We start from the raw sequence: 21,827 nt of genomic DNA, 5'->3' as shown, positions 1-21,827 counted from the left end.
GCCCCCGGCCTCAGCCGAACAGGTCGTGCGCCAGCTCAAGCGCGTCGATCAACACGTCGACCTCTTCACGGGTGTTGTAAAGACCGAAGGACGCACGGCAGGTCGCCGTCACCCCGAGGTGGTCCATCAAGGGACCGGCGCAATGATGACCGGCCCGCACCGCAACACCCTTCTTGTCAAGGATCGTCGAGATGTCATGCGCATGCGCCGCACCGTTCATGGTGAAGGAGAAAATCGCCGCCTTGTCCCTTGTCGTGCCCTGCACGGTCATCCAGTTCAGCCCATCGAGCCGCTCGCGCGCATAATCCCGCAGCATCGCCTCATGGGCCGCAATGTTGTCCATCCCAAGCGCCATCATGTAGTCCAGAGCCACACCAAGGCCGATCTGCTGGACGATGCCCGGCGTTCCCGCCTCGAACATCATCGGCGGGTCGTTATAGCACACGGTCTCCTTGGAGACTTCCTTGATCATGTCACCGCCACCGAGGAAGGGACGCATTTCGGCCATCCGTTCCTTGCGAATCCAGATCGCACCGGAGGCCGAGGGGCCATAGAGCTTGTGTCCGGTGATGGCGTAGAAATCGCAGCCGATCTCCTCGACATTCACCGGCATGTGCACCGCCGCCTGCGAGCCATCGACCAGAACCGGAACGCCCTTTGCCCGGGCGCTGTCGCAGATCGCCTTTACATCCACAACCGTGCCCAACACGTTGGACACGTGGGTCACCGCGACCAGTTTTGTCTTCGGTCCAATGGCGTCGATCACCTTCTGCGGGTCGAGCGCGCCGGTGGCGTCAACGTCGACCCATTTGATCACCACGCCCTGCCGCTCGCGCAGGAAATGCCAGGGCACGATATTGGCGTGATGCTCCATGACCGACAGGACGATCTCGTCGCCCGGCTCCATGCGCGGCATGGCCCAGCCATAGGACACCAGGTTGATGCCCTGTGTCGTGCCGGTGGTGTTCACGATCTCCTCGGGATCGGACGCGCCAAGGAATCTCGCGATGGTTTCCCGCACCGCTTCATATCGCTCCGTCGCAAGGTTCGACAGGAAGTGCAGCCCGCGATGCACGTTGGCGTATTCCTCGGCATAGCCGCGCGTAACCGCGTCGATTACGACCTGCGGTTTCTGGGCAGATGCGCCATTGTCGAGGTAAACCAATGGCTTGCCGTTCACTTCGCGGCTCAGAATTGGGAAATCGCGGCGGATCTCGCTGACGTCATACATATCCGGTTAACCCGTTAGGTGAGAAGCCGAGGAGGCTTAGAAGAATGGAAAGGCCGACCGCCGCCGCGATCACCCCGAGGATCAGGACCAGCACCGCCTTGATGGCACTGTTCAGCTCATGCGCTTCGTCGATGAAGGCGGTGGCGATATAGGCGCCGATCGCCGAGGCCGCAAAGGCGAGCAAGGTCGCGATATTCCCGGCCAGCGGGGCCAGCAGAGTCAGGGCCGCTTGCGCCGCCAACCCGAGCACCTGAAGCCAGATCATAAGCACTGCGATATCCGCGATGCTGGCCTGTCCGCCAAAGAGCCGGCCAATGCCGGTGAGGGCGGCAATCATCGTGATCAGCATCACGGCCCGCATTGCCATGAGCGCCAGCGGATTGCTCAGCAACTCGAATGTCTCCGGCATCGGCGCCATGAGCAGTGAGATGGAAAACAGCAGCGCGTTGGCCACCACCGTCAGGGCAAAGCCCAGCACCAGTGCCTCGTTCGGCAGGCGCAGGCTGAGCAACAGCCGCGCGACCTCGCGCGGGGCGCTGAGCGTCTGCACCCCAAGCCTGAGCAAACCGTCCAACGTCATGCCATCTGCCCTTCTGCACCGAAGCGATGCGCTCCAACCATGCTGCGCCACCAGAACCACGCGAAAACCGCGAACCAGACAAGGCCGACCAGCGTCAGCGCCGGTCCGCCGCCAATGAACCCGGCGACAAGCCCGTTGAGAAGGACCAGTGGCGAAGAGGCCAGCAGCGCCCAGACCAGCGCCAGCCGCGCGCCATAGCCGCCGCCCCGATACCCCAGCGGCTTGCCGATCACCCCGACAAGGAAGCCGGTGAGATAAACGATCAGCGGAAAGATGAACACGGTGGCAAGCAAGGTGCCCCCCAGCAGCATGTTCAATTCCTGACCGCTGATATGGGCCTGCCGCGCCAGCGCAGGCCAGCGCGCGATGAAGAAGATCACGCAAGTGCCCATGACCAGCGCCAGCAGCCGGTCCTCGCGCGGACCGGCCTCCAGCAGTCTGTGCACCACACGGGCAGGCCCGCGATAGGTGGCGACGATATCCTGCGTAACAGGCATCAGCCGCGCCGACGCTCCAGCCACGCCGCGACGCGTTCGTTGATTTCCTCCTGCAGGCTCTCATCGTCGATCTCCTGCACCGCTTCGGCGATGAAGGCGATTGTCATGAGATCCTCGGCAAGGCCTCGCGGCACACCGCGCGCACGCAGGTAGAACAGCGAATCCTCGTCGATTGCCCCGGAGGTGCTGCCGTGTGAACAGGCCACGTCATCGGCATAGATCTCCAGCTCCGGCTTGGCGAGGAACTGGCTGTCCCCATCGAGCAGCAGGGACTGCGAGATCTGATACCCGTCGGTCTTCTGGGCATCCGGTTTGACCAGGATCTTGCCCTGAAACACGCCTGTCGCGCCGTTGCGCAGCACTTTCTTGAACACCTGGCGGCTTTCACAATTCACCGCGTCATGGGTGACGAACACCGTGTCATCGTGGTGAAAATCGCCGTCGCCCATGCAGGCGCCCGCGACATGCGCCGCCGCATCATCGCCGGTCAACTCGATCACGCATTCGTTGCGCGTCATCATGCCGTTGGCGGTGAAGGTGAAGCTCTTGAACACGCTCTCTGCCCCGAGCCGAGCAAAGATATGCGTGGCGGCGCGGCGCTCGTGATCGCGGCCTTGGGTGCGCACATGGTGCAGCGTTCCGGTGTCGGCGATATCGACTTCCATCACCTTGTTGAAACGGGCGGCTGCGGGGCCGTTTTCGAGGATCGTCACCTCGGCCCCGGCGTCCACCTTGATCACGTGATGCAGCATCGCGTCCGAGGTCTCGCTCTCGTGGCGATAGATCAGGTTGATCGGCTTTGCCGCCTTGCCAGTGACATGGATCAACAGCCCATCGGTGGCAAACGCCGTATTCAGCGCCGCCAGCGGCCGCTCCACCGGGCTCTGGCCATTGGTTTCCAGCGCGCCATAAAGGTCCTTGGCCCAGTGGATGTCCATGCCATCGGCCAAACGGTCGATGCTGACGCCTTCAAGGCTCAGATCATCCGACTCCTCGGCGTCGAAAACACCGTCGACAAAGACAACCTTGAGCCGGTCGCGCTCGCCGAAGATCGGGGTTTCTTCGCCATCGAACAGCGCCGCTTTCGGCGCGTCGGGCGCGGTCAGGCTTTCGGGGCGGGTGTACTTCCAGTATTCGTCCCGCGGGCCCGGCAGGCCCATGGCCCGCAGCCGCGTCAGCGCATCCTGCCGCGCCGGGGCGGACCAGCCCCCCTCCGGCAGGCTCAGCGTCGCAAGCCGCGCGTCGAGTGCGTCGATTTTCGGTTGAGCAACAGCCATTTACGCCTCCTCTGCCAGAAGGTGCGCATAGCCGTCATTCTCGACTTCCAGAGCAAGCTCCGGGCCGCCGGTCTTGATGATGCGGCCCCCCGCCATGATGTGCACCACGTCCGGCTTGATGTGGTCGAGCAGGCGCTGGTAGTGCGTGATGACAAGGAACGAACGCCCTTCCGAGCGCAGCGCGTTTACGCCATCGGCAACCAGCTTCATCGCGTCGACGTCGAGGCCCGAGTCGGTCTCGTCGAGGATGCACATCTTCGGCTCCAGCATCGCCATCTGCAGGATTTCGTTGCGCTTTTTCTCACCACCGGAGAAGCCCACGTTGACCGGACGCTTGAGCATCTCCGCGTCGATCTTCAGGTCCTTGGCCTTGGCGCGGATTTCTTTGAGGAACTCGGCAGAGGACATTTCCGCCTCGCCGCGCGCCTTGCGCTGTGCGTTCACAGCCGTGCGCAGGAAGGTCATGTTGCCGACACCGGGGATCTCGACCGGGTACTGAAACGCCAGGAAAAGGCCCGCCGCCGCGCGCTCTTCGGGATCCATGTCCAGGATATCCTTGCCAAGCAGCGTCGCGGAGCCGTCGGTCACCTCATAGCCGTCCTTGCCGGACAACACGTAGGACAACGTCGATTTGCCCGACCCGTTCGGCCCCATGATCGCATGCACCTTGCCCGACTCCACGGTCAGGTTCACACCTTTGAGGATCTGCTTGTCCTCTTCTTCCAGTTTCACCTGAAGGTTCTTGATTTCCAGCATCGTTGTGTCCTCTTTCGTCCTGTTTCGCGCGGCTCAGGGCCGCAGCATGAAATTGACCAGCCAGAGCAGCCGCTCCGGCGGAATGGGTTTCGGGGTCACATGGAATTCGGCCATGCGCCCAGTGATATTTGGCGGTCCGAGGATCTCCTCGACCTTGTGGTAATGTTTGCGCTGCACATAGTCGTCGAACAGCACGCGCACAGGTTTCTGCGCCATGAAAGCCGCACTGAGTGCACAGGCCTGACGGAACCGGCCATCCACCAGAATGACATCGGGCTGGCGAAACTCCGGCAGCCCCCAGACCTCCAGCGCATAGCGCGGAAAGCGCTGAAATTCGCTGTGATCGACCGGATGGCCCCATTCCTTCGTGGCCCCGATGTCGGACCAGATCACATCGACCTCTGTTCCCGCGACCGGCGGGGTACTGGCCAGATAACCGCGCATCATCTGCGCCCAGTCTTTGTCCGACTCGACCGCGAACACGGTCTTGCCGGCCATTTCGGACGCCATCACCGTGGACCCGCCCGAGCCGTATTCGAGGATGACATCAGCCTCCTCATAGGCCGCGCGAAGCAGCGCCGCCTCGGCCTCCGGCATGGTCAACTCGGGGCGCGGTATGATGGCCTGCACCGTCACCCGAGCACCACCGCAGTGCCTGACGCGCTGACCATCAACATGCTGTCGCCAACGACTTCATAATCGAGGTCGATGCCGACGACCGCCGTCGCGCCGAGCTGCGCCGCCCGACGTTCAAGTTCGTGCATGGCCGTGTCGCGCGCATCCTGCAGCTTCGATTCATACGCGCCAGACCGCCCGCCGACGATATCGGTGATCCCGGCAAAGAAATCGCGCACGACGTTCGCGCCCATGATCGCCTCGCCCACAACGATGCCTTTGTAATCGGTGATCTTGTAACCTTCGACGGAATGCGTGGTGGTCAGGATCATGCCTCGGCTCCCTTCGATAGTGCGAAGTAATTGACATTGGCTTTCTGGTGCCGCGATTCAAATGTCACGGCGTAATTCTGCGCGGCGCACCACGCATGGAAGGCGTCCCCGTTGGCCGTATCGACCTCGATGAACAGCGCCGGACGCTGCGCGGCGATGGTCTTTCTGAACCCGGATAGTACAAGCATTTCCATACCTTCCACGTCGATCTTGATCAAATCGACGCGCTCGGACGCGAACAGATCATCACCCCGATGCACGTCGATCGCGCCGCCCTTGCGCAGCTGCGCCGCCCCAAGGTTGCGTCCGCGTTCGTGCACCGCATATCCGCCCTCGGCCCGATCCGAGAGACCAACGCCAAGCGCCGAAAGGTCGATCACATCGCCAAGCCCGTTGCCCGTCACATTCGCGCGCAAGGCTTCGATCGCCTTCGGGTTCGGCTCGATGCAGATCACCTTGGCCGCGCCCATGAGCGTTGCGAAATAGAGCGCGTGATTGCCCACGTTGGCGCCCACGTCGATCACATGCGCGCCCTGCCCCATCGCCCCGGCCACCCGGTCGAGATCGGCCCGTTCATAGAACTTGCCCACCCGGTGCCGTCCCTGAATGGGGCAGCCCTCGGCATTGAGGTGAAAGATGACGGCGTGGCCGTCGATCTGCGCGTGAACCTGCTCCATCACAGCCCCCGCGTCGTCACGGGCCGGGCAGCGTGGCTGCTGCGACCGCCAAAGACACCGGACACGCGGCTCAGCCCCCGGGGCAGCGCCGAGAACAAGGCGCGGGACAGGTCCATCAGCAAAGAGGTCAGCACGATCGCCCGCACCATCTCAAAGCACCATCTTCAGAACAGCGGCCAGAAGCCACGCGAGCATTCCCGCGAGAACGGCGGTCTTCCACACCGACCCCTGGATGAGGCCCTGGCTCTTGCCCGACCGCGCGCGCAGGCCAAAGCCGATCAGCGTGCCAAGGAAAACCCCGGCCCCGACACCAACGGTTTGATTGATGGCTTCGACGAACACTGCGCGCTCCATTGTCAGGTGGCGATCCGCTTGCGTAGGGCGGGGCTATGCCCCGCACCCCGGCTCGGTATCAGCCCACGGACCCTTCGAGAGAAATCGCAACAAGCTGCTGCGCCTCCATGGCGAATTCCATCGGCAGCGCCTGCAGCACGTCGCGGCAGAACCCGTTGACGACCAACGCCACGGCCTCTTCCTCGTCCATGCCACGCTGGCGGCAGTAGAACAGCTGATCGTCGTCCACCTTGGACGTCGTCGCCTCGTGCTCCACCCGCGATGAATTATTCTTCACCTCGATATACGGAACCGTATGCGCCCCGCACTTGTCGCCGATCAGAAGCGAGTCGCACTGCGTATAGTTGCGCGAATTCTTCGCCTTCGGGTGCATCGACACAAGGCCGCGATAGGTGTTCTGCGCCACGCCCGCGCTGATCCCCTTGGAGACGATGCGCGACTTGGTGTTCTTGCCAAGGTGAACCATCTTGGTGCCGGTGTCGGCCTGCTGATGGTTGTTGGCAATCGCGATCGAATAGAACTCGCCCTGGCTTTCCTCCCCGCGCAGGATGCAGCTCGGATATTTCCACGTCACCGCAGAGCCGGTCTCCACCTGCGTCCACATCACCTTGGCCCGGTCGCCCCGGCAATCGGCACGCTTGGTGACAAAGTTGTAGATGCCGCCCTTGCCGTTCTCATCACCGGGATACCAGTTCTGAACGGTCGAGTATTTCACCTCGGCATCTTCCTCGATGATGATCTCCACCACGGCCGCGTGAAGCTGCGCGGTATCGCGCTGCGGCGCGGTACACCCTTCGAGATAGGAGACGTAAGAGCCCTTGTCCGCGATGATCAGCGTCCGCTCGAACTGGCCGGTGTTCTCGGCGTTGATGCGGAAATAGGTCGACAGCTCCATCGGGCAGCGCACGCCCGGCGGGACGTAGACAAACGAGCCGTCGGAGAAGACCGCGCTGTTCAGCGTCGCATAGAAGTTGTCCGACACCGGAACCACGGAGCCGAGATACTTCTTCACCAGCTCGGGATGCTCGCGGATCGCCTCGGAGATCGAGCAGAAGATCACCCCCGCCTCTTTCAGTTCTTTCTGGAAGGTCGTGCCCACGGACACGCTGTCAAAGACCGCATCCACCGCGACCCGGCGCTCGCCTTCCTTGGCCTCGGCGGGCGCGCCATCGGCGCCCTCGACCCCGGCAAGGACCATCTGCTCCTTCAGCGGAATGCCCAGTTTCTGATAGGTTTCCAGAAGCTTGGGATCAACGTCGTCAAGCGACTTCGGCTTTTCCGTCATCGACGCGGGACGCGCGTAGTAATACTGTTCCTGGAAATCGATTTCCGGATACTCGACCATCGCCCAGTCGGGCTCTTTCATCTGCTTCCAGCGCGCAAAGGCCGCCAGACGCCATTCGGTCATCCACTCCGGCTCTTCGTTCTTGCCGGAAATCAGCCTGACGATATCCTCGGACAGCCCCTTGGGGGCGTATTCCATTTCGATCTCGGTATTCCAGCCGTGCTTGTAGGTGCCGACGGACTTCACCGCGTCCACGGTTTCCTGATCGACACCGTCCTTGACGGTCACATCATCCATAGCTGTCATTCGCGTTTCCTCTCGGTCAGGCGCTCCGCGCACGGTGCCTTTGGTACTTTGCGGCCCAAGCATCTGCAAAACGCAGGACCTGTTCTTTCGTGGTGGATGGCCCAAGGCTCACCCGAATGGCGCTGGACGCCACATCGTCGTCATATCCCATCGCACGCAGAACCCGGCTTGCCCGGACTTTGCCCGACGAACAGGCGCTGCCCGCGCTTATGGCAAAGCCGGCCAGGTCCATCTGCATCACCTGCGTCTCGCCCTTCCAGCCGGGCAAAGCGAAACACGACGTGCCGGGGAGTCGCCCCGCATATTTCCCGACAAAAATAGTCTCTTTCGCCGCAGCCTCAAGAGCCTTTTCTAGAATATTTCTAAATTCCGCCACTGGCTCCCAGATCCCGTCCGCCAGATCCCGTGCCGCTGCCTCCGCAGCCGCGCCAAACCCGGCGATGCCGATCACATTCTCGGTGCCGCTGCGGCGGCCCATCTCCTGCCCGCCGCCCCTGATCCGCGCCGCGACATCCGTGCCGCGCTTCATCACGAGCGCGCCAACCCCTTTCGGACCGCCGAGCTTATGCGCCGAAATCATCGCCATGGTGCACCCCGTCCAGTTGAAAGCAAAGGGCAGCTTGCCGAAGGCCTGCGTGGCATCCACCACTGCCAGCCCCTCGGGAAGTGCCTGAATCACTCCGGTCTCGGAATTGGCCGCCTGTAGCACCGTGCGCGCCGGGTCGGCCACGCTGACGGCGCCGTTGCCATCGACGGGCAAAGTCGCCTCGATCCAGGCGGCCACGGCGTCATGTTCGATATCTGCCCCGACAAGTCCGCGCCCGGCACAGGCCAGTGCCGCCGCCTCCGTTGCACTGGAGACAAAGACCACATCGGCACCATCCGCGCCAAAGGCCGACGCCACCTGCCCGCGCGCCTTCTCGACGAGCGCCTTGGCCGCGCGCCCCTCGGCATGCACGGAGGACGGGTTCCCGACGACATCCATCGCGGCAATCATCGCCTCGCGAGCCTCGGGCCGTAAAGGCGTCGTGGCGTTCCAGTCAAGATAGACCCGGCTCACTGTGCCCCCTGCGTCTTGTTGGCAAATATTCGCAAAGGGCGTGCGGGGCACAGCCCCGCCCTACACGCTGTTTCACTTGTCATCATCGACAACCGCGAAGATCGAGGGCACCGCAGGACATGGCGCAAGCGTGTTCTCCACCACATCCGACAAGCGCGTCTGGTGCAGATAAACATACACCTGCGCCGAGAGGCTCTGCCACAGCCGGTTCGAAAGCGACTGCGCCTTGGAGCCGGACGCCGCGCCAGAGGCCCCCGCGCCCTTCTGCATCGCATCCACCGTCTCATCCACAGCAGCCAGCACATCAACCACCCGGATCCCGTCCAAAGGCTTGGCAAGCCGGTATCCGCCACCCGGCCCGCGCACCGATTCCACCAATCCCGCGCGACGCAGCTTGACAAACAGCTGTTCAAGATAGGGCAGGGAGATGTCTTGCCGCCGCGAAATATCCCCCAGCGTGACAAGCGTCCCGCTGGGCTGCAGCGCAATATCGGTCAAGGCAACCATGGCATAGCGGCCTTTTGTACTCAGTTTCACGGCTTTCATCCTCCATGACACCGGCTCCCGGGCCATTCCAATTGACCTCGGCGCGGCAATTGCCTATCTGCAGTCCAGCCCGATCCACACCCGGCGTTTACCATCGCAGTAAACACGGGCATATATTTAGAACGCTTCTAAGATGGCATAGCGAATTAGTCAACAATTCAGCTGTGTCGAAAAAGGAAAACCCGCCCTATGCCCGAGGTCATCTTTCCCGGACCCGAAGGCCGCCTCGAAGGCCGCTACCACCCCCAAAAAGACCGTGACGCGCCGATCGCCATCGTTCTGCACCCGCATCCGCAGTTCGGCGGGACGATGAACAACAAGGTCGTCTACAACCTGCACTACGCCTTTTACAAAATGGGCTTCACGGTGCTGCGCTTCAATTTCCGTGGCGTGGGACGGTCGCAGGGCGAATACGATCAGGGCGTGGGCGAGCTCAGCGATGCCGCCTCGGCGCTCGATTACCTGCAGTCGATGAACCAGAACTCCAAGCATTGCTGGGTCGCTGGCTTCTCCTTCGGGGCGTGGATCGGCATGCAACTGCTGATGCGGCGGCCGGAGATCACCGGCTTTGTTTCCGTGTCGCCCCCGGCGAACATGTACGACTTCTCCTTCCTCGCGCCCTGCCCCTCCTCGGGGTTGATCATCAACGGCACCGCGGACAAGGTGGCACCGCCCGCCGACACTCGCGCATTGGTGAACAAGCTGCACGAGCAAAAGGGCATCACCATCACCCACGATGAGATCGATGGGTCCGGCCACTTCTTCGAAGAGCCGCACATGGATACGATGATCGGCAATGTCACCGGCTACGTCAAACGTCGCCTGACCGAAACCACCCGCTGAGCAAACACCATGGGCGTTCTCGAAGACCTCGCCGACAAACTGGCCGCCGACACGATCAAGGCCATGGACGCCCTCGACGACGACCGCCTGTATGAACAGGTGGCCAAGGTGCTCGGGGCCTCTTCGCAATCTGCGGAAGAGGCCTACCTCACCTCCATCCGCATCCGGCTAGCGGAGCGGCGCGGACGAACCTTCCTGACAGAGCACGTCCGGGCCGCGCTTGAGGCCAAGAAAAAGGGCGAGGCACTGCCAGAGGCGCTAGCGCCCGGCTCGGACAACGAACACCTCTGACCGGCAAGCCCCGCAAACGGACCTTTGGACGGACTGCCAGGGTCACTCTGGTATCTTGCCCTTTGCAACGCCATCGGTCACACCACGTCCATGACCGATGCTGCCCAAGACCGCCTCACCGCTCAAATGGCCTTCCTCATGGAGGCCGACCGGCTCAAGTCCGTTGTGCGCGCCACAAGGCTCGCCGATGGCTCTCGGCAAGAAAACTCAGCGGAACACAGCTGGCACGCCGCGCTCTTCGCCCTCACCCTCGCGGAACACGCTCCGAAAGACATCGACACGGGCAAGGTCGTCGCCATGCTCCTGCTGCACGACCTCGTGGAGATCGACGCGGGCGACGCGCCGGTGTTCGGCGATCACGATGCCGCCGCTATCGAAGCCCAGGAACAGGCCGCCGCCACCCGACTTTTCGGAATGCTGCCCGGGGATCAGGCCGCCGCGTTCCGCGCGCTTTGGGACGAATTCGAAGCCAACGAAACCGCCGAAGCCCGCTTTGCCAAATCGCTCGACCGTTTCGTGCCGCCGAACCTGAACCTCGCCAATGGTGGTGGCTCATGGGTCGACTACAAAGTCAGTTTCGACACATTCGAGGCCCGCGTCGGAGCAAAGATCGAGCGGGGCGCGCCCAGGCTTTGGTCCTGGTTGAGCCCACGTGCCGCAGCCTTCTTCAAAAAGCTCTTGTAAGCCGCCGCCACCCCATACCGCCGCCCGCAATGCGCGGCGTCGATGTGTATTTGGATTTCCCGAAGAGTCGTGGCATAATACCGGGCATTCCGAGATAATTTTTTAATTTGAGGTATGCACGATGTACAAAATTCTCTCTTTCGCGACTCCAATCCTGCTTGCATCGACGATCACCGCAAGTGCCGCGTCCTTCGTCCTCGACTTCACTGGCTCAGGGGTAATCGCTGATAGCTATGGCGACAACGGCTGGGCTGACCTGTCCTATCGAGGTCTGTCCGGCATTGGCAACGTGGCAACGTCCGGCACCTTGCAGTATTGGGGCACCGGCTACGGCGATCTCGATGGCGCGGCATGGGCGTCCAACAACGGCGCGCGCGGCGAGATCCGCATCGAAGCGCAGACAGCCTCCGAAACCGTCACGCTCGACAGCTTTGACATGGGCGGCTGGAGCGCTGATGAATCCGCATCCTGGACTGTGTACGATCTGGGCTGGAACGTCATCGGCAACGGCTCTGGCGTCGCCCCAAACACCGGCGCCCACTTGTCTTTCGCGCCGGGCTTCTCTGCGGTTGGCGGGCTGATCTTCCAATGGGGCGATGATGCCTGGGATGTCGGCGTGGAGAACTTCGCCTATTCCGTCAGCGGCGCCCCCATCTCGGCGGTTCCGCTCCCAGCGTCGGGCCTTTTGCTTCTCGCTGGCCTCGGCGCGGTTGGTCTGCGCCGCCGCAAAAAGACCAGCTGACTGTAAATGAGGCCGCCACCTCTTCGGCGGCCTCGTCTCCCCCGGCCAGTCAGAAGTGGATCGCCCGGTCAAAGGCGTCCAGCACGCTTTCGTGCATCATCTCCGACAGTGTCGGATGCGGAAAGACTGTGTTCATCAAGTCTTCTTCCGTGGTCTCAAGCTGCCGTCCGACCACGTAACCCTGGATCAATTCCGTCACCTCCGCGCCCACCATATGCGCCCCCAGAAGCGCGCCGGTCTCGGCATCGAATATCGTCTTGATCAACCCCTCCGGCTCGCCGAGCGCAATCGCCTTGCCATTGCCCATAAAGGGGAACCGCCCGACCTTTATGTCATAGCCTTCGGCCTTGGCCTGCGCCTCCGTCAGACCCACGCTTGCAACCTGTGGGTGACAATAGGTGCAGCCCGCGATGCTCTTGGGGTCAACCGCGTGTGGATGTCTTCCGGCAATCATCTCTGCGACCATGACGCCCTCATGGCTGGCCTTATGCGCAAGCCAGGGCGCCCCTGCCACATCGCCAATGGCGTAAAGCCCGTCCACGCCCGTCCGGCACATGGGGTCCGTCACAACATGTGTCCGCTCGATCCGAACGCCCAGATCTTCAAGCCCAAGGTCTTCCACATTTCCGACAATTCCCACGGCGGAAATCACAGTATCAAAGATCTCTTTTGAGGTTTTCCCATCTTTTTCAAGATGCGCCACAACCTGCCCCTTGCCGCGATCAAGCTGTGTCACGGAGCAGCCCTCGCGGATGTCCATGCCCTGCTTCTCAAACTGCTTTTTCGCAAAGGCGCTGATCTCCGCATCCTCCACCGGCAGGATGCGATCCATCACCTCGACCACCGTGACTTCTGCCCCGAGCGTGCCGTAAAAGCTGGCGAACTCGATGCCGATGGCGCCCGAACCGATCACCAGGAGCCGTTTGGGCATGCGCGGCGGTTGCAACGCATGCTTGTAGGTCCAGACCAGATCGCCATCCGCCTCCAGCCCCGGAAGCGTGCGCGCCCGCGCGCCCGTGGCCAGCACGATCGCCGGGGCGTCGAGCGCCTGCTCGCCCTTGTCCGTGCTGACCGTCACACGCCCCGGCGCGGTCAGGCGCGCCGCGCCCATCACCACCGTGACCTTGTTCTTCTTCAGCAAATGGCCAACGCCGGAGTTCAACTGCTTTGCCACACCGCGAGAGCGCTTCACCACCGCGTCAAGATCGAACCCGATGCCCTCCGCGCTCAGACCGTATTCCCCGGCGCGCTTCATGTAGTGAAAGATCTCTGACGAGCGCAGCAGCGCCTTGGTCGGAATACAGCCCCAATTCAGGCAGATACCGCCGAGGTGCTCGCGCTCTATCACGCAGACCCGAAGCCCCAGTTGCGCGCCACGGATCGCCGCCACATAGCCCCCAGGCCCTGCCCCGATCACGATCATGTCAAAGCTCGATGCGCTCATCCGGCCCTCCCCGCCTGCTGTCGTCGGCAGAGGCTAGCGCATGGCCCGCGGCGGGGCAACGCAGCACGAACGACAAACGCCCCGGCGAAAACCGGGGCGTCTCATCACATCGTCAAGGCAACGGCTTTCAGGCGGCGACCGCCTGCATCTCGCGCAGGATCTCGCCATAGCCGCCGCCGTCCAGAAACGCCTGCTCGGCGGCGGTATTGGTCCGGCCAAGCGCTGCATTGCGGTAAGGGAACCGGCCAAATCGGCGGATCACCTCACGGTGGACCCGCGCGTGCAGCAGATTGTCCGGCCCGTTCGGCAGCCGCTCCTTCATCAGACGCACACAACGGTCCTGATCACACAGGTTCTCCGAGTGCATCAACGGCAGGTAGAAGAACTGCCGCGCCGGTTCGTCGATCTTCATATCCCAACCGCGATGGATCGCCTGTTTGGCTGCGGCCAGCGAAACCGCATCCGCGCTGAATGCCTTGGCATCCTCGCGGAACATGTTGCGGGAAAATTGATCGAGCAACACGATATAGGCCAGCGTGCCGCTCGGGTAGGTCAGCCACAGCCCAAAGCGCCCATTCATCGCGCTTTGCCAGGCGTCCAGAAAGCGGTCGCGAATGTCTTGGTCCAACGCCTCCTCCTGCTTGTACCAGCCATCCGGACCGACCTCGTCGAGCCAGAATGCCAGAATCTTTTCGGGCGTTGCCATCGGTACTCCTCCAAAATCGCGCGCACACCAGTTGCAAAATTGTTAACGTCCCCTTTGACGCAGGAACAATCACGATTTTTGTCACAGGTGACACGAAAGGAAAGTGGGAAAAACCTTGCCTTGGTCCCGCTTACCCGTTTGCGACCCGTTCCGCCTCCGCGTCCTCTGCCTCTGCCTCCTCGGCGGCGTCGATGGCATACTCCTGCGCAGCCTCCATGAAGACCGGCGTCGCGCTTGGGCTGAGCGGGGCATAGGTGCCGGTTTCGTCCACAGGCACAGAAGCCCGCCGCGTCATCCGGTACAGCGCATACAGCGTCACCAGACCCAGAAGCACCGCGATCAGCATGAAGAAACCGGCCGGCCCGACCATCTCCATCGCGTAACCGATGATCAACGGACCGGCGATCGCGCCAACCCCGTTGATGAACAAAAGCCCCGCAGAGGCGCTGGCCATGTCGTCGGGCTCAAGAAAGTCCGTCGTGTAGGCAATCAGCAACGAATACAAAGGGTTGGCGCATCCGCCAATTACCAGAGCCGCGCCCACGACCGCCCAGAAGAAACCGCCCGACAGGATCGCCGCCACCGCCGCCGTGCCGCCCACGGCCGCGACCAGCATGATCAGCTTGCGTCGATCCATCCGGTCCGACAGCCAGCCAAGCGGGTACTGCATCACCAGCGCGCCGACATAAAAAGATGCGACGAAAATGGATATCTGCCCGAGGGTCAGCCCTGCCTGGGTGCCATAGACCGCCGCCATACCGAACTGCGCGGCAAAGACGCCGCCCATCAGGAACATGCCCACCATGCCGAGCGGCGAGACATCATAGAGCTCTTTGAGCGTCATCGGCTTGGTTGAATCGAAGGCCGGGGTCGGCGAGATCGACAGCAAAATCGGCGCGAAGGAGATAGAAACCAAAACAGAAGGGATCACGAAAAGCAGGAAACCGCTGACATCCGGAATGATCAGCAGCGCCTGAGAGACAATAATTCCGATCATTTGAACGATCATGTAGGCCGACAGCGTCTGCCCGCGGGTCTCGTTCGTCGTGGCATTGTTGAGCCAGCTTTCCGCCGTCACGTAAACGCCGCAGAAGCAAAAGCCCAGCACCACGCGCCCCGCCGTCCAGGCAAACGGGTCCTGCAACGCCGGAAACAGGATCAGCGCCGCCGAGATGAAGGAGCCCAGCGCGGCAAAGACCCGGACGTGCCCGACCCGGCGGATCATTCCCGGCACGACGCGCGATGCGACAAGGAAGCCGGCGAAATAGGCGGACATGACCACGGACATGGTGCCCGCGCTGAAGCCGGCCTCGGCCCCGCGCACACCAAGCAGCGAGCCCTGCAGCCCGTTGCCCACCATAAGCAGCAACATGCCAAGGAGTAGCGCCCAGGAGTGTTTCATAACGTCGATCATGGTCGTCTCTTTCGCTTCGCGTGTCCGGCCTATCGCGGCCGGTCTTGATGACCTTTGCCAAGGACGACCGTTTTGACCCAAGTGGTGTCGCTCATGGATCAGTCGCAGCCTCTCGGACCGACGCCTAACAAATGCTTCGGTCCGGACCTACCCGAAAACCGATAATTTTTCGTGATTTTCCGGGTTCTCTGCGACTTCCGCCCCTGTTGGGTCAAAAAAGCCACCCGCGCGCGCGGACCGCTACTCCCTGGGCAGCAACAGCGAGGCGTCCCCGTAGGAGAAGAACCGGTACTGTTCCCGCACCGCGTGGTCATAGATCTCGCGAATGCGCGCCTGTCCCATCAGTGCCGAAACCAGCATCATCAACGTGCTTTTCGGCAGATGGAAATTGGTCATCAGCGCATCGGCCACGTGAAATTCGAAACCGGGGTATATAAAGATGTCCGTCACATCGCGATAAGGCCGGATCGTGCCGCTCCGCGCCGCCGTCTCGATCAGCCGCAACGCCGTGGTGCCCACCGGTATCACCCGACCGCCGCTGGCCTTGACCTCGGCAATCGCCTCTGCCGCCTCTTCCGAGACCTCGCCCCATTCGCCGTGCATCTTGTGCCGGGTCACGTCTTCGACCTTCACCGGCAGGAAAGTCCCCGCCCCCACATGCAGCGTCACATGGGCAAAGCGCACGCCCTTTTCGCGCAACGCCTCCAGCAGCGGCGCATCGAAATGCAGCGAGGCCGTCGGCGCCGCCACCGCGCCGGTCTTCTCGGCCCAAACGGTCTGATAATCCTCGCGGTCCTGCGCGTCGGCGGGGCGTTTGGCGGCGATGTATGGCGGCAGGGGCATTGCGCCCGCCGCGTTCAGCGCCGCATCGAAATCCTCGCCGGTCAGGTTGAACCGCAGATGCCCCTGCCCGTCGGCGCGCCCTTCTATCACGGCACTCATCGCCTCGGAAAAGACGATTGTCTCGCCGTCCTTCACCTTCTTGAGCGGTTTGACCAGCGCGCTCCAGCAGCCATCGGCGCGCGGCTCCAGCAACGTCACCTCGATCTTCGCCTCGGTCGCGCCCGCCGCGCCCGCGCGCCGCCGCCACCCCGAAAGCCGCGCCGGGATCACCCGCGTGTCGTTCAGCACCAGCAGATCGCCGGGCCGCAGCCAGTCCACAAGATCATACACATGCGCATCGGTAATCGCCTCCGGCGTCGCCACCAGAAGCCGCGCCGAGGAGCGCGGCTTGGCCGGGCGCGTGGCGATCAACGCGTCGGGCAGGTCGAAATCGAAATCGGAGAGTTGCATGGAAACCTCGGGCATCGCTTGTGTTGCGTCCCTCTAGCGCAGCTTGGCTTACTGCGCCACCTGCGGCGGCGGGCGGCGGAAAATGTCCCGGAACATTCCCGGCGTGAACACCGACAGCGGATTGACGCTGACCCGAGGGCCGCTCACCGGGCCGCGCAGGTTGAAGTTGAACCCGATCAGCCCCTCCCCCTTGCGCGAGATCAGCCGTCCGATACCGTTGAGGATGTAAATCGGCGACAACACCCCCTGCATGTCCATGGTCCCGCTGCCCAGATCGTAATACCCGTCCATCGAGATCCCCATCGACGGCCCCACCGCGCTCGATTCCGTCAGGATCACGGTCGACGGCGTCAGCCGGAAGCGCGCATCCACCTCGGAAAAGAAAATCCCCGGTCCGTTCGCCTGATCCAGCAGCCCGACAATGGAAATCGCATCCAGCAGCGCGCCGATCGCCGGGGCGTTGCGCAGGCGCGGCCCCTTGCTCACCATCCGGCCATCATAGGCCCCGACCTGCCCGGCCACGGGTGTCAGATCGAGCGCGAAAGTCCCGTTCTGCACCGTCTTCAGAATGCCCGCCGCTTTCAGGATGTCGCCCGCGTCCTCGCCGGTGATCCGAAAGGCGCTGCGCCCGCCCTGCGGGCTCACCTGTCCCTGAACCGGAGCCTTGCCGCCGAGCTGGCCGTCAAACCGGCCTTGTAACCCGCCCGCCGTGTCGAAATTCCCGCGAAATTCGTCGAGCCAGATGCTGTCCGTGACCTGCAGCCGGTCCAACGACAGCGCCAGCGGCCCGCCCGCCGCGCCGCCGCCCCCGGCGTCGCCCGATGTCCCGAACGGCGCGGAGCGCATGTCCGCGCGCCCGCCGCTGACCTCGATGGCCGGTGCCCGGCCCGGGCCGCGTCCGCGCAGCACCGCCGCCACGTCAAGCCAGTCCGCCACCTGCAGCCGCGACAGCCGCAGCGCCTGAAACGCCCCGCCCTCCGACAGCTCCAGCGTGCCATTGGCCTCAAGCCCGCCGCCGCGCAGCGACATCCCGTCGATTCTCACCGGGACGCCAAGGCTCCCGGCGATCTGGAACTGCCCGGTCTGCCCGCGCCCAAGGCCCCAGCCAAGCTGCGGAATACTCAGTCCTAGTCCCGCCAGATCGCTGGTCACCGTGAAGCCCGGCGCGCTGCCCTTTTGCAACGTCAGGTCAAGCTTGCCCAGGCCGCTCCCTGAAACCATGCCCGCAGGCAGCGCGACGCCCGCCGCGCGCAGGCTGTCATCCGTCACCGTCACATCCGCCGTCACCCGGCCCGTGCCGCCGTCCAGAGGCTGACGCCAGACGCCGGTGGCCGGCACCCCGGAGAGCATGACCGGCCCGCGCAGCGTCACCGCCTCCCGGTCCAGCGTCATCTCCAGCCGCGCCGCGCTGAGGCTGCGCCGGGGCACAAGGCTGTCGCTTCTGACATCGCGAAGCACCCCGCTCAGCCCAAGCTGCACATCCGGCAGCGTCACGCCCTTGCGCAACGGCAGCGAAATCTGCCCACGGAGCGTGGCCTGTCCCGTGGCAATGCCGGGATCGCGCCCCGCCTTTTGCAGGACCCGCCATCTGTCATTGTCGATGAAGGCCAGTCCAGCCGTCACACTGCCTTGCGCGGCGAGCGTGACAACCCCGGTAGCGGGGCGCTGATTGATGTCGGGAATGACGAACTCCGAGCCCGCCAGATCAATCGCCCCGCCTTGCCCCGGATCGCTCTCGCCCGCCTCCAGATGCAGCGCCAGCCGCTTGCCGTTGATCGTCATCCGCCCGACGCCGCCGGTGATTTCCGGCAGGAACGGATTGTACCGCACCCGCCCGTCCACGAATTGCACATCGAGATAGGGCACCGGCTTTTGCCCCGGCTCCATGCGCAGCGCAAAGCTGGCATCATGAACCTGACCGCCAAGGATGTTGTCCGACACCCAGCTGCGCGTTTTCGGGATCACCTCTTCGGGCCAGAAACTGAGGATCTGCGCCTTGTCGGTCTGTGCCAACTGCGCATCCAGGGCCACGTCCCACCCCTCGGACAGCGCGTTCAGCCGCCCCGAAGCGCGCAGCGGCAGAGATGGATCGGTCAGCCGCAGGCTGCCAAGGGTCAGCTCGAACGGGTTGAAATCCAGTTTGAAACTGACCCGCGCGCCGCCAAGCTCCAGCGCCCGGCCCAGCAACGGCGTGTCCGCGACCGACACGCGCGGCACCGACACCTGCGCGGTCAGCCCCTCCGGCCAGCCGCTTTCCCCGTTTTCCAGAACCGCCTTGCCGTCCGCCACAACCTCCAACAGCTCCGATTGCACGGAAATCTCGTCAAAGGTCAGCTGCGCGCTGTCCGGATCATAGGTAAAATAGGTGCGGGCGCCGCCAAAGGGGATCGGCTTTACGTCCCGGTTCGGCTGCAAGGCCCCCGCACCAATTTGCAGCGTCGCGTTGAGCGGCGCCAGCTTGCCCTCGGCATTCAGCCCCGAGCGCACAGCGCCGGAAATCGGCGCATCAAGAAGATCCATCCAGGCCATCGCCGGGGATTGCGTGGCAATGTCGCGCGACCACAGATCACGAAGCCGCAATCCGAACTCCAGCGTCGGCGCGCCGATCGGACTCTCGGCGCTGACCTCGATGGTCGAGACGCGATTGCCGCCGCCAAGCACCGCCACGTCGCCGGAAATCTGCAGCTTGCCCGCCTCCCGCACCAGCCTCAGCCGACCGCCGTCGGCGGTCCAGCCGCGCCGCGCGCGTATGTCCTCATACCGCACCGTCAGCGCATCGGCCTCGAAGCTATCGAGCCCGGCCAGACGCGGATCGGCCATGGCAGCGTCGATCTGCGTCAGGATCTGCGGAATGTCCGGCGCCCTGGTCCCGGCGGCAAAGACATCCCCGAGCGCGAGACCGAATTTGCCCTGCGCGTCACGCTGCATTGTCAGAAAAGCGCCGGAGACCCGCGCGCTCTGCAGCCGCAACTCTCCGCGCAACAAGGCCAGCGGCGACAGACCGGCCTCGATATCCGACAGCTCCGCGATCTGCTCGCCGCGCAGGTTGCGCAAGTCCACGTCCCAAAGGATGACACGCGGCTGCCCCGCTCGGCTGACCGCCACGCTCATCTGACCAAAGCCGATCCGCGCGCCGGGCAGGCTCTGGTCGATGCGCGCCTCGATCCGCGTCCGCAGCCAGTCCGGCGCCGCAACCGGACGATCGAGCATCGCAAGCGCCGCCACCGCCAAGATCACCAGCAACAGGGCGGGCACCCCCCAGACCAGCGCACGCCTGCGGCGGCGGCCACGGCTCTTTTTCTGAACTGGATCGGGGTCTTTCACTGGAACCGCGGCCTCGGGGGTTTATTCTTGTGCGCTACTCTGCTCTTACCCTCAACATTAGCGCAAGCGCCGCAAGGAGACACCCCGAGATGACCGAAACAGCTCCAGACTTCACCCTTCCCGCCACCAATGGCGAGGTTTCGCTCAGCGCCCTGAGCGGCACACCCTTCGTGCTGTTCTTTTACCCGCGCGACGACACCTCCGGCTGCACCAAGGAGAACGAGGCCTTCACCGCTCTGCAAGGCGACTTCGACGCACTTGGCGTGAAACTCTTCGGCGTGTCCAAGGACAGCATCGCCAGCCACGAGAAATTCATGAAGAAAAAGGGCCTGACCGTACCGCTGATCTCGGATGAACATGGCACGCTCTGCGAGGATTTCGGTGTCTGGAAGGAAAAGTCGATGTACGGCAAGACGTTCATGGGCATCGAACGCTCCACCTTCCTGATCGACGGCAGCGGCGCGGTGGTGAAAGCCTGGCACAAGGTGAAGGTGCCTGGCCACGCCGAAGAGGTTCTGGACGCCGCGAAAGGACTGTGAGGGATTTCGCCGCACCCGGCACGTTTGTTTCACAAACGCCCCCGGCGCGTCGACGGGCGCTCGCTTCGCTCGCGCATGGGGGCTCTGCCCCCACGCGCCTCCGGCGCTCCCCCGAGGTATTGAAGGACCAAAGAAACAGAAGGGCTGCGCCATGGCGATGACACTTTGCGAGATGGCGGTGGACGTCCTGACCACCGCCGATGGCCGCGAGAAGACAGCGAAGTCCCGCGATTACGCCGCGCGCTGGTTTGCCGCGCGCAAGGCTGGTGAGGACATCGCCGTCGGGCGGGCCACGCCGCCGCTGCGCCCGGCGCGCCCGGCCAAGCCCGAGCTGCTCGACCCACGCGATGTGCCCAAGCGCAAGCCCGGCAGCCCGCAGGGGCGCATCGCGCTCCTGCACGCGGTGGCGCATATCGAACTCAATGCCGTGGACCTGCATTGGGACATCATTCCGCGCTTTGCCCATATCCCGATGCCGCAAGGTTACTACGACGATTGGGTCAAGGCCGCGGACGAAGAGAGCAAGCACTTCAACCTGATGTGCGACTGCCTCGAAGAGCTGGGCAGTTCTTACGGCGCATTGCCGGCCCACGCGGGCATGTGGCGCGCCGCCGAAGATACGGTGGACGATCTGCATGGCCGCCTCGCCGTGGTGCCCATGGTGCTGGAGGCCCGCGGCCTCGACGTGACCCCCGGCATGATCGAGATCTTCCGCAAGGCCGGGGCCAAGAGTGCCGTCGCCGCGCTCGAAACCATCTATGCCGAGGAAGTCAGCCATGTGGCCTATGGCTCAAAGTGGTTCCACTTCCTGTGCGGGCGCCACGACCTGGACCCGGTTGTTGTCTTTCATGCACTGGTGCGGAAATATTTCCACGGCCCCTTGAAACCGCCGTTCAACGAAGAGAAGCGCGCCGAGGCTGGGCTTCCACCGGACTTCTACTGGCCCCTGACGGAGAAGACCTGACCTAAAGAACAGGTCCGAAGCTGTTGGATATCGGCGGATTTTTGCCATTTGGGCAACAGACCGCTGC

Annotated in this window: 24 protein-coding genes; 6 read left to right on the top strand and 18 right to left on the bottom strand. The window is 63.5% G+C overall.

What is annotated here, in order from left to right:
- Positions 1 to 10: 10 nt before the first annotated feature.
- The 13 genes from ACN2XU_RS08445 to iscR all read right to left on the bottom strand — a co-directional run bounded on the left by ACN2XU_RS08445 (position 11) and on the right by iscR (position 9,507).
- A complete protein-coding gene (locus tag ACN2XU_RS08445) occupies positions 11 to 1,231 on the bottom strand; it encodes a cysteine desulfurase (protein WP_419409981.1) in 1,221 nt (406 codons plus the stop codon).
- Positions 1,224 to 1,811 (bottom strand): YIP1 family protein, encoded by a 588-nt coding sequence (locus ACN2XU_RS08440; protein ID WP_419409980.1) that lies wholly within the window; start codon positions 1,809 to 1,811, stop codon positions 1,224 to 1,226. Before ACN2XU_RS08440 ends, ACN2XU_RS08445 begins: the two co-directional genes overlap by 8 nt.
- Complete coding sequence (locus ACN2XU_RS08435; RefSeq protein WP_419409979.1) at positions 1,808 to 2,308, bottom strand: YIP1 family protein; 501 nt, start codon at positions 2,306 to 2,308, stop codon at positions 1,808 to 1,810. Before ACN2XU_RS08435 ends, ACN2XU_RS08440 begins: the two co-directional genes overlap by 4 nt.
- On the bottom strand, positions 2,308 to 3,585 hold the full coding sequence (locus tag ACN2XU_RS08430) for a SufB/SufD family protein (protein WP_419409978.1): 1,278 nt from the start codon (positions 3,583 to 3,585) through the stop codon (positions 2,308 to 2,310). Before ACN2XU_RS08430 ends, ACN2XU_RS08435 begins: the two co-directional genes overlap by 1 nt.
- Positions 3,586 to 4,341, bottom strand: a complete 756-nt coding sequence (sufC, locus tag ACN2XU_RS08425; protein WP_419409977.1) for a Fe-S cluster assembly ATPase SufC — start codon at positions 4,339 to 4,341, stop codon at positions 3,586 to 3,588.
- Between the two features lie 33 nt (positions 4,342 to 4,374).
- Positions 4,375 to 4,977: a hypothetical protein gene (locus ACN2XU_RS08420; RefSeq protein ID WP_419409976.1), complete on the bottom strand. Its 603-nt coding sequence runs from the start codon at positions 4,975 to 4,977 to the stop codon at positions 4,375 to 4,377.
- Positions 4,974 to 5,288, bottom strand: coding sequence for a heavy metal-binding domain-containing protein (locus ACN2XU_RS08415; RefSeq protein ID WP_419409975.1), 315 nt, complete (start codon positions 5,286 to 5,288; stop codon positions 4,974 to 4,976). Before ACN2XU_RS08415 ends, ACN2XU_RS08420 begins: the two co-directional genes overlap by 4 nt.
- Complete coding sequence (locus ACN2XU_RS08410; RefSeq protein WP_419409974.1) at positions 5,285 to 5,965, bottom strand: FkbM family methyltransferase; 681 nt, start codon at positions 5,963 to 5,965, stop codon at positions 5,285 to 5,287. Before ACN2XU_RS08410 ends, ACN2XU_RS08415 begins: the two co-directional genes overlap by 4 nt.
- Positions 5,965 to 6,114, bottom strand: coding sequence for a hypothetical protein (locus ACN2XU_RS08405; RefSeq protein ID WP_419409973.1), 150 nt, complete (start codon positions 6,112 to 6,114; stop codon positions 5,965 to 5,967). Before ACN2XU_RS08405 ends, ACN2XU_RS08410 begins: the two co-directional genes overlap by 1 nt.
- A gap of 1 nt (position 6,115) precedes the next feature.
- Positions 6,116 to 6,307 (bottom strand): hypothetical protein, encoded by a 192-nt coding sequence (locus ACN2XU_RS08400; protein WP_419409972.1) that lies wholly within the window; start codon positions 6,305 to 6,307, stop codon positions 6,116 to 6,118.
- A gap of 70 nt (positions 6,308 to 6,377) precedes the next feature.
- A complete protein-coding gene (gene sufB / locus ACN2XU_RS08395; RefSeq protein WP_419409971.1) occupies positions 6,378 to 7,910 on the bottom strand; it encodes a Fe-S cluster assembly protein SufB in 1,533 nt (510 codons plus the stop codon).
- A gap of 16 nt (positions 7,911 to 7,926) precedes the next feature.
- Positions 7,927 to 8,970 carry a cysteine desulfurase family protein gene (locus ACN2XU_RS08390; protein ID WP_419409970.1) on the bottom strand — a complete coding sequence of 348 codons (1,044 nt, stop codon included), beginning with the start codon at positions 8,968 to 8,970 and terminating at the stop codon, positions 7,927 to 7,929.
- Between the two features lie 72 nt (positions 8,971 to 9,042).
- The gene (iscR, locus tag ACN2XU_RS08385; protein WP_419409969.1) at positions 9,043 to 9,507 is read right to left on the bottom strand and encodes a Fe-S cluster assembly transcriptional regulator IscR; all 465 of its coding nucleotides are present in this window, start codon (positions 9,505 to 9,507) and stop codon (positions 9,043 to 9,045) included.
- Between the two features lie 198 nt (positions 9,508 to 9,705).
- Between iscR and ACN2XU_RS08380 the strand changes: the two genes are divergently transcribed.
- From ACN2XU_RS08380 to ACN2XU_RS08365, 4 genes are all read left to right on the top strand, one after another.
- A complete protein-coding gene (locus tag ACN2XU_RS08380) occupies positions 9,706 to 10,359 on the top strand; it encodes an alpha/beta hydrolase (RefSeq protein ID WP_419409968.1) in 654 nt (217 codons plus the stop codon).
- 9 nt (positions 10,360 to 10,368) lie between these two features.
- Complete coding sequence (locus ACN2XU_RS08375; protein WP_419409967.1) at positions 10,369 to 10,650, top strand: hypothetical protein; 282 nt, start codon at positions 10,369 to 10,371, stop codon at positions 10,648 to 10,650.
- A 90-nt stretch (positions 10,651 to 10,740) separates the two neighbouring features.
- Positions 10,741 to 11,334 carry an HD domain-containing protein gene (locus tag ACN2XU_RS08370; protein ID WP_419409966.1) on the top strand — a complete coding sequence of 198 codons (594 nt, stop codon included), beginning with the start codon at positions 10,741 to 10,743 and terminating at the stop codon, positions 11,332 to 11,334.
- Between the two features lie 121 nt (positions 11,335 to 11,455).
- Positions 11,456 to 12,076 carry a VPLPA-CTERM sorting domain-containing protein gene (locus tag ACN2XU_RS08365; RefSeq protein ID WP_419409965.1) on the top strand — a complete coding sequence of 207 codons (621 nt, stop codon included), beginning with the start codon at positions 11,456 to 11,458 and terminating at the stop codon, positions 12,074 to 12,076.
- 49 nt (positions 12,077 to 12,125) lie between these two features.
- On the opposite strand, the gene lpdA is transcribed toward ACN2XU_RS08365, so the two are convergent.
- The 5 genes from lpdA to ACN2XU_RS08340 all read right to left on the bottom strand — a co-directional run bounded on the left by lpdA (position 12,126) and on the right by ACN2XU_RS08340 (position 20,257).
- Entirely contained in the window at positions 12,126 to 13,520 is a 1,395-nt protein-coding gene (gene lpdA, locus ACN2XU_RS08360) for a dihydrolipoyl dehydrogenase (RefSeq protein WP_419409964.1), read from the bottom strand.
- 127 nt (positions 13,521 to 13,647) lie between these two features.
- Positions 13,648 to 14,226 (bottom strand): DUF924 family protein, encoded by a 579-nt coding sequence (locus ACN2XU_RS08355; protein WP_419409963.1) that lies wholly within the window; start codon positions 14,224 to 14,226, stop codon positions 13,648 to 13,650.
- Between the two features lie 130 nt (positions 14,227 to 14,356).
- Positions 14,357 to 15,640 carry an MFS transporter gene (locus ACN2XU_RS08350; protein WP_419409962.1) on the bottom strand — a complete coding sequence of 428 codons (1,284 nt, stop codon included), beginning with the start codon at positions 15,638 to 15,640 and terminating at the stop codon, positions 14,357 to 14,359.
- 240 nt (positions 15,641 to 15,880) lie between these two features.
- Positions 15,881 to 16,933, bottom strand: a complete 1,053-nt coding sequence (queA, locus tag ACN2XU_RS08345; protein ID WP_419409961.1) for a tRNA preQ1(34) S-adenosylmethionine ribosyltransferase-isomerase QueA — start codon at positions 16,931 to 16,933, stop codon at positions 15,881 to 15,883.
- 48 nt (positions 16,934 to 16,981) lie between these two features.
- Positions 16,982 to 20,257, bottom strand: a complete 3,276-nt coding sequence (locus ACN2XU_RS08340) for a YhdP family protein (protein WP_419409960.1) — start codon at positions 20,255 to 20,257, stop codon at positions 16,982 to 16,984.
- Between the two features lie 89 nt (positions 20,258 to 20,346).
- Here ACN2XU_RS08340 and ACN2XU_RS08335 point away from each other — a divergent pair, with 89 nt between their 5' ends.
- Entirely contained in the window at positions 20,347 to 20,796 is a 450-nt protein-coding gene (locus ACN2XU_RS08335; RefSeq protein ID WP_419409959.1) for a peroxiredoxin, read from the top strand.
- Between the two features lie 157 nt (positions 20,797 to 20,953).
- Positions 20,954 to 21,760, top strand: a complete 807-nt coding sequence (locus ACN2XU_RS08330) for a ferritin-like domain-containing protein (RefSeq protein ID WP_419409998.1) — start codon at positions 20,954 to 20,956, stop codon at positions 21,758 to 21,760.
- Positions 21,761 to 21,827: the final 67 nt, after the last annotated feature.

The organism is Pacificoceanicola niger, from assembly GCF_048553275.1.
Taxonomy (GTDB): Bacteria; Pseudomonadota; Alphaproteobacteria; order Rhodobacterales; family Rhodobacteraceae; genus Pacificoceanicola.
This window is presented reverse-complemented; position numbering and strand designations above follow the sequence as displayed.

Bases quoted from the DNA above. Each gene is read 5' to 3' on its own strand.
- ACN2XU_RS08445 (WP_419409981.1), bottom strand. From the start codon at position 1,231: ATGTATGACGTCAGCGAGATCCGCCGCGATTTCCCAATTCTGAGCCGC.
- ACN2XU_RS08440 (WP_419409980.1), bottom strand. From the start codon at position 1,811: ATGACGTTGGACGGTTTGCTCAGGCTTGGGGTGCAGACGCTCAGCGCC.
- ACN2XU_RS08435 (WP_419409979.1), bottom strand. From the start codon at position 2,308: ATGCCTGTTACGCAGGATATCGTCGCCACCTATCGCGGGCCTGCCCGT.
- ACN2XU_RS08430 (WP_419409978.1), bottom strand. From the start codon at position 3,585: ATGGCTGTTGCTCAACCGAAAATCGACGCACTCGACGCGCGGCTTGCG.
- sufC (WP_419409977.1), bottom strand. From the start codon at position 4,341: ATGCTGGAAATCAAGAACCTTCAGGTGAAACTGGAAGAAGAGGACAAG.
- ACN2XU_RS08415 (WP_419409975.1), bottom strand. From the start codon at position 5,288: ATGATCCTGACCACCACGCATTCCGTCGAAGGTTACAAGATCACCGAT.
- ACN2XU_RS08410 (WP_419409974.1), bottom strand. From the start codon at position 5,965: ATGGAGCAGGTTCACGCGCAGATCGACGGCCACGCCGTCATCTTTCAC.
- ACN2XU_RS08405 (WP_419409973.1), bottom strand. From the start codon at position 6,114: ATGGTGCGGGCGATCGTGCTGACCTCTTTGCTGATGGACCTGTCCCGC.
- sufB (WP_419409971.1), bottom strand. From the start codon at position 7,910: ATGACAGCTATGGATGATGTGACCGTCAAGGACGGTGTCGATCAGGAA.
- ACN2XU_RS08380 (WP_419409968.1), top strand. From the start codon at position 9,706: ATGCCCGAGGTCATCTTTCCCGGACCCGAAGGCCGCCTCGAAGGCCGC.
- ACN2XU_RS08375 (WP_419409967.1), top strand. From the start codon at position 10,369: ATGGGCGTTCTCGAAGACCTCGCCGACAAACTGGCCGCCGACACGATC.
- ACN2XU_RS08370 (WP_419409966.1), top strand. From the start codon at position 10,741: ATGACCGATGCTGCCCAAGACCGCCTCACCGCTCAAATGGCCTTCCTC.
- ACN2XU_RS08365 (WP_419409965.1), top strand. From the start codon at position 11,456: ATGTACAAAATTCTCTCTTTCGCGACTCCAATCCTGCTTGCATCGACG.
- lpdA (WP_419409964.1), bottom strand. From the start codon at position 13,520: ATGAGCGCATCGAGCTTTGACATGATCGTGATCGGGGCAGGGCCTGGG.
- ACN2XU_RS08355 (WP_419409963.1), bottom strand. From the start codon at position 14,226: ATGGCAACGCCCGAAAAGATTCTGGCATTCTGGCTCGACGAGGTCGGT.
- ACN2XU_RS08350 (WP_419409962.1), bottom strand. From the start codon at position 15,640: ATGATCGACGTTATGAAACACTCCTGGGCGCTACTCCTTGGCATGTTG.
- queA (WP_419409961.1), bottom strand. From the start codon at position 16,933: ATGCAACTCTCCGATTTCGATTTCGACCTGCCCGACGCGTTGATCGCC.
- ACN2XU_RS08335 (WP_419409959.1), top strand. From the start codon at position 20,347: ATGACCGAAACAGCTCCAGACTTCACCCTTCCCGCCACCAATGGCGAG.
- ACN2XU_RS08330 (WP_419409998.1), top strand. From the start codon at position 20,954: ATGACACTTTGCGAGATGGCGGTGGACGTCCTGACCACCGCCGATGGC.